Genomic DNA, 13,069 nt, shown 5'->3' on the forward strand with positions numbered 1-13,069 from the left:
GAGGGAGCTCTTTTTTACCCCATGAAGCACCATAATGACAAGGATAATCCAGATCATAAGCAGCTTATTCCTCTTTTAATATAATTCCGGTTTATTGTACTCGATATCTGAAATCTCGCACTGATACCAGTTAAAATTTCCGGTCTTCTCTATCCAAATGATATCTGACTTTGAAGGAATCCGAATACCGTTAAACTCTTTGAACTCTTTATTCACGCCTCCCCAGTCGCTTAGTACATATTTCCCGTTTATTTCCTTGTACCTTTTGGCGGTAAAGCTAATAGGATCGCCCTGTTCACTGAAAGCGAACACCCCGGAGGCGCTTACCCCTCTGTAGCTCATAGTCGCTCGTGCGGAAGTGTCGTTGATTGGCTCCCATTTGATGTAAGAGTTTAATGCCGCCGTCGGAAACCAGGGCATCTCAGCGAGATATCGCAGCAGCGTACTGAAATCCATTTCAGGACCCTTCGCATTTACGACCGGAAGTAAGGACAGCACCTTAATGCTCATATTGCCTTGGCCTTCCTGGTAGTTATCCAATCCGGATAAATGGAGCAGTGGGGCCATTTTGACATCGGCTTGCCACACAAACCCCGGTTCATCCGCTCTAAAATATTGCACCGCCTGAGCCCGCATCCATGGTCCGCCTTCTTTCGTTCGCATTAGCCCTTTTTGTTTCAGGCGGACGGATGTGATTTTTTCTTTCCCGATAATATGGGAGCGTTCCAGCCATTTCTGAACGGGAAGCGGCAGACCCGCTAGATCTTTTTTTCGAATAATCTCACTGTTTGATTTCGGGCAGTCGCTGAACAGTTGATTCACTTGCTTCATTGCTTTTTGGTTGAACATCAAAGTGGCAGTCGTTGTAACGATGGCAATCACGATAACAAGAATTGCGAGAACCACTAACGTCATCAGTAACCATCCAGGCATATCCATGTTCCTTCCTCAATTGCTTTCAGTTATGCAAAAATCTTACCGGCGGCCTGAACAATCAGACCGCGCGGCTTCTCCCGCTCTCTTCTTCTCGTTCTTTCATCCCCGTTTTTTCTCGTCATTACGTTGAACAACGTTCAATAATTGAACAACGTTCAATGTTAAAATACTACGTTACGAGTTCGATTGTCAATGTAGAAATATCGAATTCTGCTCGGATTGGTACCCGTTTATCAATAAAAAATGAGTGTGAAAAACGGCAAGCCCCGCTACCGCACAAGATGCATGCGGACAGCGGGGCTATTGTTATAAGTGCGTTATATACTTCGTTTGACGCTTAGGCCAAACCTTCTATTCGTGGGCGCTCTCGCCAACCCAATCCGAGCTTCTTTTGCCTACAATCCGTTCGATCGGATAGACTCTCCATACGGCGGTGACAACCGAAGCGCATAAAGCGGCCTTGAGGAAGTCTCCCGGCAAGAACGGCAGCATGCCCGCAGTCAGCGCTTTGGACAACGTGTCCAAGCTCGGAATCGAGTGAGCCAGCCAGGCTACACCGGTCGGATAGACAAGCAGGGAGCCAAACAGGAAGTTCGCCCCGAGCAGCTTGCCGAAGGTGAACTTGCCCTGCGACATCCGCTCAGCAGACCATCCGATCAGGAAAGCCGCAAACGGCCAGGCGAAGATGTAGCCGGCGGTCGGGCCAACCAGGACGGACATTCCTCCTCTTCCTCCCATTACCGGAAACCCGGCGGCGCAAAGGCCAATAACGATCAGGACAGCAAGCGTTCCATATCTGGCGCCCAGTACGGAAGCGGCCAGCATGACGGCCAGCGTCTGCAGGGTAATCGGCACCGTTGAGAACGGAAGCGATACTTTCATCGAGCTTAACGCGATCATCACACCCGCAAAGAGCGCGCTGAAAATAAGTCCGCGCAAGGACCATCTGTTCATGAGTTGGTGTTCCTCTCCATTTTTTAAATTAATATAACATCTCACGTCAAATACATCAATCCGTTAATCCGTTAATTTGTTATAATCGATAACGCAAGTGTGAGACACTCTCTTCGAAAGCGAGCGCAAATATGATTCATGCCAACCATTTGACCCTGTCGCTGCGGGACGGCCAGCAGAGCCTGACGGTGCTTCAGGATATTAATATTCATATCGAAAAAGGGGAATGGGTCGCGCTAACGGGCGCCAACGGCAGCGGCAAATCCAGCCTTGTCCGGACCTTCAACGGGCTGCTCGTCCCATCCGGCGGCAGTCTGACGGCGGCCGGGCTGGATTTGCGGTCTGCCGCAAACCGCAGCGCCGTCAAGCAAAGCATCCAGCTCGTCTTCCAGAGCCCGGAAGCCCAGACCATCGGTTCGACGCCGGAGGAAGACGTGGCCTTCGGCCTGGAGAACCGGGGGATTTCCCGGGATGAGATGAAGGCGCGGACGCTTCGCGCGCTGCGGCGGACGGGCCTCGGGCATAAAGCCGCTGTTCCCGTATCGGACCTGTCGGGCGGAGAGCGGCAGCGGCTGGCCATCGCCTGCTGCCTGGCGCTGGAGGCGGATATGATTATTTTTGACGAGGCGACCTCCATGCTGGACCCGGTCTCGCGCAAAGAGATTTTCGCCTTCAGCCGGGAGCTGTGGCGGCGGGGAGTAACCGTGCTGTGGGTCACGCAGCGGATGGAGGAACTGGCGGCCGGGGAACGCGTGGTGGTTATGGACCAGGGGCGGCTGGTGTACGACGGCGATCCACGCACGCTCTTTTACCGCTCCGGGCTGCCTGCCGCGCTTCGCTGGGAAGATCCCCCCGTCATCGGCATCGGCCGGATGATGGAGGAGAACGGCTGGCCGGGCGAGCTTCTGCCGCTTACGGAGCAGGAATTGGAGGAAGCGCTATGCCGGTACAGTTAACCGGGGTGTCCTATCTTTACGGTCAATCGCCCGCCCTGAGCAATATCGATCTGCTGATTCCGGAGGGCTGCCTTACGGTCCTGTGCGGAGTAACGGGCAGCGGCAAATCCACGCTGCTGCGGCTGCTGTCCGGACTTGCGAAGCCTTCCTCGGGTAGTATTGACTACCCGCCGGAAAGCTCTGCCGTCTCCGCCTCCATCGTCTTCCAGCAGCCGGAGAGCCAGCTCTTCGCAGCAAGCGTCAGAAAGGATGTCGAGTATGGTCTGGAGCAGCGGGACGTTCCCGAGCCCCGGCGGAGCGAAGCGGCAACCCGGGCGATGGAACAGGCCGGACTTGACCCTGAGCAATACGGCCAGCGGTCGCCGTTCCTGCTGAGCGGTGGCGAGAAGCGGCGGGTCTGCATCGCGGGCGCCATCGCCCCCCTGCCGCGCCTGCTGCTGCTGGACGAGCCGACGGCCGGGCTTGATCCGCCCGCCGCCCGCGCGCTGCTGGATACCGTCACGGAATTGAAACGCGGAGGTTATACCATAGTAATCGCTACCCATGACCTGGACAGCTTCTTCCCCTTGGCGGATCAGGTCGTGGTCTTGTCACAGGGGGCCTTGCGGTACAGCGGTCCGGCCCGCGGCTTATGGACCGAGGCCCGCGTACTCGAAGACGCTGGCTTGGAACCTCCGGCCTACATCCGGATCAGCCGGATGCTTATGCGCCAAGGCAGGCTGGACGCCCTGCCCGCCAGCGCTGGGGAACTGCTGGCCAGGCTGGACAAGCGCAGCCTGGCGCACCGAGGAAGCGGCGCCGCTTCCTGCGCTAAGGAAAGGCTTTCTGCGGACAAGGACAGCCTTGCCTTGTCCGCAGAAGGCGGGCCCTTGCCGGCGGGCGGTGGACCGCTGGCGGAGGGCATGCCGCCGCCGGCGGAAGACGGCCGCTCGGCAAGGAGCGAAGGGCGCCTCGTTCCAGGCGAAGGCAGCGCGGCGCAGTCTCCGGCGGACGAAGCCGCCGCCGATGCAGGCGCCCGCCCTGCTGCAGATGCAGCAGCCTTGAATTTCCGGGCCGGATCGGTCTTGCAGATGCTCGACCCCCGTGTAAAGTGGCTGGCGATGATATTGTGGTCGCTGGTGTTTCTGAAAACAGAGGGAGCCTTTCCGCTGGCGCTTGCCGCGCTGATGATCGGCGGACTTTTGGCAGCTGCGGGAATTCCCCGGAAACGGATAGTCTGGTTCTATCGGCCGTTCCTGCCGATGTTTCTGTTCCTATGGCTTCTGTCCGCCTTTTCTTGGGACGGCACGGATGCGGGGGGTCCCTTCCAATTCTCCGCCGAAGGCGCCTTAACCGGCGGTCTTGCGGTTCTCCGTCTGGGGCTGCTCATTTCGCTCGGCTTCCTCTTCACAGAGACGACATCGGGAGCGCCGCTGCGCGAAGGGCTGGAGTGGGCCATCGCGCCGCTTGGCAGACTGGGCGTCAGAACGCGGAATTGGTCACTCGCCGTCTCCGTCACTCTGCAGTTCATACCCTGGGTTCTAGGGAGAATCTCATTGCTTCAGTTGGCGCTCGCCTCCCGGGGAAACCGAAAGCGGGGATGGGAGCGCTGGACGCCAAAGCAGTTATCATTGATGGCCGTCCCTCTGCTCCTCCAAGTGATCGGCATGGGCGATGAGCTGGCAACCGCCATCGAAGCCCGGGGTTATGACCCATCGAAGCCGCGAACGCCCTGGCTTGTTCTGTGTTGGCAGCGGCGGGATACGGCGGCGCTGCTGCTCGCCGTGCTCGCGGCGGCGCTGCTGTGGTGGGCTTCGAGCTAGTCCGAGGCTCCTCAAGCTCTGCCGCTGCCGGCAATTCATAAGGAGGCGGCTGGCACCTTCGGCAGCTCTCCGCTTTACCTTAGCGCCCAGCGCCGGTATTCCGCATAAATAAGCCTGCCAGAGCCCATGAGGGCCGCGGCAGGCTTATTGGCATTTTGCTATAATAACGTCTTATTCTTCAATCTTGATTGCAGCCGGCTTCGTATCGCCGACTTCCGCCAGATCATCCAGCGCGTATTCCACAAGCGCCGTGAAGTTATTCGAAGAGGTCGTCGCGCCGCTGACCGCGTCCACGGAACCGATCGACTGCTTCTCTACAAGCTGCTTCTCCAGCTCTTCCGTATATTTTGCCGGATAGGTCTTGTTCTTGGCTTCCATCGCAGTCTTGTAGTCGGCGTCTTCCGTCTTCAGCTTGCCGGCTTCGTTCACATAATCGAACTGTACGCTTGCGATCTTGTGGTCCTTAATCTCCAGATCGATCTGCGGCTTCCAGCCGTGGTCGTCAAAGGCGTCGGCGGCTACTTTGTATGTACCGTCCTCATACAGTGGAACGATGGCCGTCGCCGTGTCTCCGGCTTCCGCTTTTCCCAGAACGGCAGCGGCAAGCTCATTGAAGTTTCTGGACGAATGCGACGCACCTGAAACCGCATCGACCTTGGCAGCGTCCTGTGAGGTTACCAGTTCTTGGCCCAGCTTGTCGAAGGCTTCGCGTGGCGTGAATTTATTAGCTTCAGAGAATCCTTTGATATAGGCTTCGTTCTGGCTTCTGAGTTCACCTTTTTCATTGATGTAATCATAATAGGCCTTCTCGATTTTCCCTCCGTTCACGGTCACTTCTACATAAGCCTTCCAGTTTCTCACATCGTTGCGGTCATACTCCGCCTTGTAGGTTCCGTCTTTAAAAGCACCCGCAGCCGGCGCTGCTGAAGTTTCTGCCGTACCGGTCGCCGCTGCTGTCGGCTCGCTGCTTGCTGTCGCCGCCGAGTTGTTACTCGAATTTCCGCAGGCTGTCAGGACAAGCGTCAGCATCAGAAGAAGCAAGGATAAGTTCTTTGTGTTTTTCATTTCATAACCCCCAGTTATGTTATTTTTTTCACATCCTTATTTTAACATCGAGGGCCCTTATCGTGTATTTTTTTGCATATTTCAGCCAAAAATGCAGGGGGTTCCGTTCGAAATGAAGCCATAATTGCATAATCATGATTATTTCATGAAACAAAAGGCTGTCTCCGCGCCGCTCTCAGCGGCTTCCGGGACAGCCATATGCTACTTCCGCCCTTTCGGCTGACGGGATACAAGCCTAACCAGATCCAGCGTCAGAACGGGCAGAGACAAGGAGACGGGATAAGCCAAGTAGCGGGGTTCCCATTCCGGCGAAAATTTTTCTTTATAGCGGCGGAGGCCCAGGAATCCGTACCAATGCCCTCCGTGCTTGAACACGACATGAGCCATTTTCTCTTCGCGAAGCGCGCCCGCGTTCCGGCCCACACTGGACAAAGGCGCATTGCCGAGGTTAAACCTCTCGTATCCCTGAGCCTTGGCCCATTCCAGCATGGAAATAAACAGGAAATCCATCGTTCCGTTCGGACTTTTCAGGCGATGGCGCATCAGATCGATTGAAATGGTAACTCCGTCGTCATAGCCCGGCGCAAGCGAGGCGAAGGCGATGACGGCGCCCCCGGCATCCCGAAGGAGGGCAATCGGCGCAAGCTGCAGATAGGATTCATCGAACCATCCGAGCGAATACCCTTTTTCCGCACGGCCTCTCAGCCATTCCTCCGAAATCGACCGAAACTCTTTCAGCAGCTCTGCCTCATACGGAGGCTCCGCCAATTCGAACTTGCAGCCTTCGCGGACAAACCGGTTGCTCACGCTTCGCAAATCGCTGTTTCCCTTGCCGCTAAGGGTGAACCTGTCCAGCGGCACTAGCGCCTCCTCGCCGAGCTTAAAGAAATGGTAGCCCTGCTCATGGTAAATCGGCAAGTAGTCAGGTGTCGCCTGGTAGAAGACGACGGAAAGTCCGTACCTGTCGGCCTCCGTCCGGAATTCGCTGATTGCGTCGTTCACAAGTTTCTTGGGTCCAAGCGGGTCGCCAAGCACGACAACCTTGTCCCGCACTCTGGCGAACGGAAGCATGACCTTGCCGTCCTGCGCCCAGTAGAAGCTCTTGTCGCCCGTGAAGAGCATATGGGTCAGCGCGTTCCCGGATTCTGACTTAAGATAACGCCGCAGCCGGTCCATATCCGGCGGCGCGGTCAACGTCTCCGCACGGCGGTTGGGCCGAAGCGCCACAATCATCGAGAGCAGCAGCCACGCGATCACCAGTCCGCCCACAGCCGAATAGGCGAAGTTGCTGTGCTGCTGCAGCCACTCAGTCCGCGCGCCGGGCCGCAGAGCTTTAAAGAAGCCGCGATGCGAGTAGCTTGCCAGCAGATAATAGCTCAGGGCGATACCGGAAGTCAGCAGCAGCCACCACAGCAGGCTTTGCCGCGAAATCGGCGCGCTGACCCGGTAGAAACGCGCCCTTGAAATCCATAGAAGAAAGGCAACGAACAGCAAAAAGAGCGCCTCTTCGTAATCAAACCCCTTGGCGAAGGCGAACACGGCGCCAAGACCCAGCGTAATGCTTGACCAGATATAGGCTCTGCGGATGCGCAGCGAGATGCCCCGGGACAGCAGCACCAGCATAAAACCGATGACCACGGCCAGATGATGGGATACCCGCATGATCGGAAGCGACAGAAGATCCTCCATGAAGCGCAGCCGGTACAGCAGTTCGGGTGTGGCCGCCGACAACAGCAGTAGGAGGCCGGCGACAAGCACAAGCTTGCCAAGCGCCCACACGCCAAGATCGCTGAGGAAGGTATACTGTCCAGGCCAAGTCCAAATTCTCTGCCAAGTATTAAGGGGCGTCTCCAATGCCGAGCTGCGCAGCAGCCGTATGCCCTGCTGTCCGATTTCGAGCGCCGCCAGCACAAGCCCAACCAGCCATGGAATGACAAAATAAAACAGCCGGAAAATGACGAGTACGGCCATCGCCCGTTCGCTGGAATATCCCATCTGCTGCATTCCCAGCAGCGCGATCAAATCGAATGCGCCGATGCCTCCGGGAGCCATGCTGAGGATGCCCGCAATCGCCGCAATCACATACAGGCTCATCATCGGCTGAAAATGAACGCCGCCCAAAATATGCCCCGCGATCACCGAAAAGGTAATTCCAGCGCTGAGCCATTCCAGCAGCGAGGAGCCCACCGAGGCGTATACCGTCATCCACGGCGTTCTCCCTTCTCCCCGGTTGATCCATTTGGCGAACAACGAGGAGCGCTGCAGCATGATAAAGCAAGGCAGATACAGCGCCATGCCCCAGACGGCGAACACAAGCCAGCGGTGCTCGCGCAGCAGCCCCTCCGCCGGCAGAATGCCGAACAGGCTGGCCCAGGACAGCAGCGACAGGCCCGTAATCATAATCGGTGACAAAAAAACGATCGCCGGTGTCAGGACCGCTGCGGGTACTCCGCTTTTTTTATAGAGCATCGTACGCAGGCCGACTCCCGCCAGACCGGCAAATCCAATCAAATTATTGAAAGTATTGGCGATCCACGAATAGCGGAAGGTGCTCCAAACCCCGATTTTCATCCGAAAGTGGGCACGGATCAGAAAATCGTAGGCGCTCATCGCCGCAACCGCCGCCAGCGCCGTCGCCATCATCTGCATAATACCCTGCGCTGGAATTAGCCTTAGTTCATGAAGCGTCTTGGCAAGCCGGACACCTTTCAATTCATGCTGCCCTTCCCAATACACAAGCGCGATAATCATCACCGGAAACAGCGCCCGTACCGCCTTGATGCGGTAAATGGACACCAGCAGCCTTACCAATTTTAATTGTTCAAGTCTTGGTTTATGTGCATGCATATCTCTACCTGCCTTTAGTTGCATAAGTCGCGTCTTTCGCCCTGTCCGGGCCGGAATACGCGGTTTGTAATGAGTGAGTGCTATACCGTTAGACGACAGCCGCTCCCACATCCCTGAAATCACTTTAAAAATCCTACCCCGAACCAGCCCCTTATGCAACTAATGGCAAAGAAATCATGTCGAAATATTGTCCCGGTCTTTTTATATCATTCAACCTTAAGCGCGCCCCTTGTACCAGTCCCCGTCAAATGAAAGGTTCAGCGCCTGTCCCAATAAAGTGCCGAATTGTATGAATCCTCTCCCCCTTGCGGTGATCAGATTCCCGTCCCGGACCACAGGTTCCTCGGAATAATTCTCCGGTTCAAAAACGCCCGTCTTCTTCCGATTTTCCTCCGTCATTCCGACCGTATATTTCTTTCCTTGCAGAAGTCCCGCCTTCGCCAGCAGAAACGGTGAACTGGAAATACTCGCAATGACGGAAGCTTTGCTCCCTGTTCTCCGTATAAACTTAATTAAATCCGCCTCATTCTGCAATGCCAGTATATCCATACATCCCGTCAGCAAAAGGCTGTCTATTTCCGCTTGGTCGACCTCGGCAATCGTTGTATCGGGAATACATTGCAGTCCCGCCTCTCCTCTGACTGCCCGATCATTCAACCCTACCGTTACAACAGGTTTCTTCCCTTGCATAAGAATGGACAATGCAACAGTCAGTTCATACTCGCTAAATTGCGGATACAATAATACCGCCGTTTTTTTCACAGATTTCCCCCGCTCGCCGCAATATAATCGCAGGCATTATATGGTTAATTCAGGCTTTCCAAGTGTATCATAGCCGCCTCCGTTGAGAAACAGCACCCTCACCTACTCGGCGATCTGATAGGTCAGCAGATTTTTAAGCATAGGAATCCGTTCCGTTCCTTTATTTTCATATTTTTTCCTGTTACTGTAATAAAGATGGAGATAGGTGAGAGGAAGTGCCGATAAGAAAGGAGCGTTGATTATGGTAAAAAAGCGGGCTTTGACTTTAATGGTTCTATGTGCTGCAATTCTCATTTCGAGTCCAGGGCTTGCGGCTTCATCTGTAAAGAGGGTCGAGTTATCCAAAACGCCAATTGATTATAGGCCCGTGCGGCCCGCAAGTGACGGGCAATTCCATGATGGTTTGCTGTTCGCCGAACAATCGGATGGCACTCTCGCCTACTACAACACAAAAGGGCAGGAAGCTTTTACTTTACCTGACGGCATTAAACCATTGAGCGATTTCTTCGAGCAGCGGGCACTGGTGATAAATAAGACAACCAAGCGGATTGGATACATTAACACCAAAGGCGCACTGGCGATTCCTTGCAAGTATGCGGAAGGAGGATATTTTTCGGAGGGCTTGGCTCATGTGTCTATTCCCGGCTCGGATAAACAGCTTATAATCGACCGGTCAGGGAAAGTAGTGCATGTGTTCCTAAAGAAATACGCCTCCGACTTTTATTTCACCGACGGCTTGGCCGTAGCCTACGCGCCGGAAGGCGGCAAACTGGGTTTTGTCAATACATCCGGTGAATTGGCCATTCCTTATCTATACACTCATGAGCGCGGGTTTTCCGAAGGATTAGCCGTTGTTCAAAACAGTAAAGGCAAGTATGGATATATTGATGCAGCGGGTAAAACGGTCATTCCTTTTCAATACCGGGACGGGGGCGACTTCTCCGAAGGGCTGGCGGCTGTGAAAAACTCCGAGGGGAAATGGGGGTATATCAATACGAGCGGGAAGATTGTTATTCCTTTTAAATTTAAAAGTGCCGGTAATTTCAGTGAAGGATTAGCTATTACACATAATTCAAGTGGAAAGGTCGGTTTTATCGATAAAAACGGCAAATTGATTATTGCTTATCAACAATACAATAGAGCATTTAATTTCAAAGAAGGAGTCGCTTTAGTCGGAATTGAATCGAGCTCCGGTTCGGAAGGCAAATTCGGTTATATGGATCGTCAAGGTAAATTGCTTACCGCTCTTGAGTATCGGGTGGAATCTTCTTCTTTCCATAACGGAGCCGCAGCCGCCTTTAAGACTTTGGGCAAAGGTTTTATCCTAACCAAGAGTTCAAGTTCAAAGTAGAATCTTTACCGGGTTAAACAGAATAGCTGATCTGTAAAAATAGCCGCGGCAGCATGCCGCGGCTAAACGTATTTCATGGAGCTTCAGCTCTCAGGCAAATCCGCAGGTTTACTTGAGCATTTCGACAATGCCGGCTTAAGCCCCCTTTTGTCCAACAGCCTTCCTTGTCCGGCCCCCGATCAGCATAATGCTTAGCAGGATGATCCCGAGCCCGGCTACCGTATTCAGATAGACCGATTCATGCAGAAAAATCACTCCCCACAGCATCCCGAACACCGGGACGAGAAAGGTGACGCTCACCGTTTTGACCGCGCCGACACTTGCGATCAGCCGAAAATAAAGCAGGTAGGCAAAAGCGGTGCATACGAGCGAAAGGCCGAGCACCGACCACGCCGCCGCCAACGTGGGCTGCTCCGGCGGCGGAAATACCGCGGCGAGCGGCAGCAGCCAGACTGCCGCGCCGAGCTGCTGGCCGATGGCGAGCGTCAGCGGCTGCACTCCCTTGCCGACCCGCGCGGCATACAGTCCCCCGAATCCGTAGGCCAGCGCGGCCCCCAATGAGAACACTACGGAATACAGCATGGTCTTGTCCAGCGGTTCCGGGCTCCAACCGACCAGAACCCCGACGCCTCCCAGCCCCAGAATAAGTCCCGCCGCCCGGGTCAGCCCGGGTCTCTCCCCGCCGGTGCCCCAAGCCGCCAGGGCGGCAAAGATCGGCGTGGTGGCATTCAGAATGGCGGCCAGGGATGCGCTCAAATGCAGCTCTGCCGCGCAGATGAGCGAGAACGGCAGCGCGGCGTTCAGTCCCCCCAGCAGGAGGAACGGCTTCCAGTGCCTGCGGATCTCTATTCGGCGGCGTGTAAGCCCTGCGTACAGCAGCAGGGCGCCGGCCGCGACGGCGACTCTGAGCTCGGTCGTAACGACCGGCCCGAAGATCGGCGAGGCTATGCGCATGAACAGAAAAGAGGCTCCCCAGATAAGGGCCAGAAGCAGCAGGGCGGACAAATCCTTTCTGTTCATTTGGTACGCCCCTTTCTTCTCGCCAGCAGGCCGTATGACAACACGGAGCAAATGCCTGCAGCAGCAATGACCATTCCCATAGGCAGTGCAGTTTCCCCGCCTCCCATGCCCACAAGCGGTGACAAAAGCCCGCCTGTCAGCAGCGGAAGCAGTCCAAGCATTGCGGAGGCGCTGCCCGCATTCTCTCCCTGATCCTGCATCGCCAGCGAAAAGGTGGTCGTCCCCACGAGCCCCACGCTGGAGACGATAGCGAACAGCGCGATCAGCAGCAGCGGAAGCCCGCTGGCGGTCACAATCGAGTACATAAGGAGCAGCCCGCCCAATAAGCACTGAAGAAGACCCCATACTAGCAGCCTGCTCTCTCCGAGCCGTCCCGACAGCCTGCCGGCGATTTCTCCTGTGATAATGATGCCGAGGCCGTTCACGGCAAAGATTACACTGTATATTTGCGGAGATACGCCGAAAATATTTTGCAGAACGAAGGATGATCCCGAAATATAGGCGAACATCGCCCCGAAGACAAAGCTTTGCGACAGGACATAACCCATAAACTTAGGATTGCGCAGCAGCTTCCCAAAGGTCGTCAGCGTTTCCTTAAGCCCTCCTTTGGAACGGCGGTCCTGTGGCAGGGTCTCCGGCAGGCGAAGCCAGATGGTCAGGCAAAAAATCACGCCCGCTGCGAACAGCACGAAAAATACGCCCTGCCATGTCGTAAACCGCAGCAGCTGCCCGCCGATCACTGGCGCCGCGATCGGCCCCAGGCCGTTAACGACCATCAGCAGCGCGAAGAACCGGGTCAGTTCGGAACCTGAGTAGAGATCGCGGACGGCGGCCCGGGATATGACGACTCCGACCGAGCCGGACAGTCCCTGGATCAGACGCATAACCACCAAAAAGCCGATGGAAGGACTGAATGCACAGAGCAGCGAGGAAAGGGCATATACGGCCATTCCGATCATCAGCGGGCGGCGGCGTCCGTACACATCACTCAGCGGTCCGGAGAACAGCTGCCCGAGCGCCAATCCGATCAAAAAACAGCTTAGACTAAGCTGAACAAGCGCGGGCGAAGTTTCAAATGATCTTCCCAGTTCGGGAAGCGCGGGCAAATACATATCGATTGACAGCGGCCCGATGGTCGCGACCGCGCCCAGAATGACAGCCAGCTGAAGCCTCAGCTTTCGGGAAGACCGGACGGCGGCTGGATCAAGTCCACTTGCTTTAGAGTTCATATCCGTTTTTCTACCTTTCTGTTACAACCAAATGAGGCCGTTTATGTATTTCTTCATACTACCCGAGATTAGACGAAAAGTTCAATCCAAACTTTGTGAATGTATACCTCCGGAGCCTGCCGTCGGTTTGCTTCGCGGTTTTCCAAG

General features: G+C 55.4%; 10 protein-coding genes. 3 read left to right on the top strand and 7 right to left on the bottom strand.

The window, feature by feature from the left end; translation table 11 throughout:
- Nucleotides 1–75: 75 nt before the first annotated feature.
- Complete coding sequence (locus KP014_RS01695) at nt 76–933, bottom strand: DUF6544 family protein (RefSeq protein WP_036600316.1); 858 nt, start codon at nt 931–933, stop codon at nt 76–78.
- Between the two features lie 354 nt (nt 934–1,287).
- Nucleotides 1,288–1,890, bottom strand: a complete 603-nt coding sequence (locus KP014_RS01700; protein ID WP_036600309.1) for a biotin transporter BioY — start codon at nt 1,888–1,890, stop codon at nt 1,288–1,290.
- A gap of 131 nt (nt 1,891–2,021) precedes the next feature.
- Here KP014_RS01700 and KP014_RS01705 point away from each other — a divergent pair, with 131 nt between their 5' ends.
- Both KP014_RS01705 and KP014_RS01710 read left to right on the top strand, forming a co-directional pair.
- The gene (locus KP014_RS01705; RefSeq protein WP_090833842.1) at nt 2,022–2,846 is read left to right on the top strand and encodes an ATP-binding cassette domain-containing protein; all 825 of its coding nucleotides are present in this window, start codon (nt 2,022–2,024) and stop codon (nt 2,844–2,846) included.
- Nucleotides 2,831–4,648, top strand: a complete 1,818-nt coding sequence (locus KP014_RS01710) for an ATP-binding cassette domain-containing protein (protein WP_090833843.1) — start codon at nt 2,831–2,833, stop codon at nt 4,646–4,648. The genes KP014_RS01705 and KP014_RS01710 overlap by 16 nt, the downstream gene beginning before the upstream one ends.
- A 171-nt stretch (nt 4,649–4,819) precedes the next feature.
- Here the strand turns inward: KP014_RS01710 and KP014_RS01715 are convergent, their stop codons facing one another.
- From KP014_RS01715 to KP014_RS01725, 3 genes are all read right to left on the bottom strand, one after another.
- The gene (locus KP014_RS01715; protein WP_090833844.1) at nt 4,820–5,713 is read right to left on the bottom strand and encodes an FMN-binding protein; all 894 of its coding nucleotides are present in this window, start codon (nt 5,711–5,713) and stop codon (nt 4,820–4,822) included.
- Between the two features lie 201 nt (nt 5,714–5,914).
- Nucleotides 5,915–8,560 (bottom strand): bifunctional lysylphosphatidylglycerol flippase/synthetase MprF, encoded by a 2,646-nt coding sequence (gene mprF / locus KP014_RS01720; protein WP_036595399.1) that lies wholly within the window; start codon nt 8,558–8,560, stop codon nt 5,915–5,917.
- Between the two features lie 216 nt (nt 8,561–8,776).
- Entirely contained in the window at nt 8,777–9,322 is a 546-nt protein-coding gene (locus KP014_RS01725) for a DJ-1/PfpI family protein (protein ID WP_036595398.1), read from the bottom strand.
- A gap of 241 nt (nt 9,323–9,563) precedes the next feature.
- Here KP014_RS01725 and KP014_RS01730 point away from each other — a divergent pair, with 241 nt between their 5' ends.
- Complete coding sequence (locus KP014_RS01730) at nt 9,564–10,673, top strand: WG repeat-containing protein (protein ID WP_036595396.1); 1,110 nt, start codon at nt 9,564–9,566, stop codon at nt 10,671–10,673.
- 135 nt (nt 10,674–10,808) lie between these two features.
- Here the strand turns inward: KP014_RS01730 and KP014_RS01735 are convergent, their stop codons facing one another.
- Together KP014_RS01735 and KP014_RS01740 are read right to left on the bottom strand one after the other, a co-directional pair.
- Entirely contained in the window at nt 10,809–11,693 is an 885-nt protein-coding gene (locus KP014_RS01735) for a DMT family transporter (RefSeq protein WP_090833845.1), read from the bottom strand.
- On the bottom strand, nt 11,690–12,922 hold the full coding sequence (locus KP014_RS01740) for a multidrug effflux MFS transporter (protein WP_036599188.1): 1,233 nt from the start codon (nt 12,920–12,922) through the stop codon (nt 11,690–11,692). The genes KP014_RS01735 and KP014_RS01740 overlap by 4 nt, the downstream gene beginning before the upstream one ends.
- Between the last annotated feature and the right edge of the window lie 147 nt (nt 12,923–13,069).

The organism is Paenibacillus sophorae (assembly GCF_018966525.1).
Lineage (GTDB): Bacteria > Bacillota > Bacilli > Paenibacillales > Paenibacillaceae > Paenibacillus_AQ > Paenibacillus_AQ sophorae.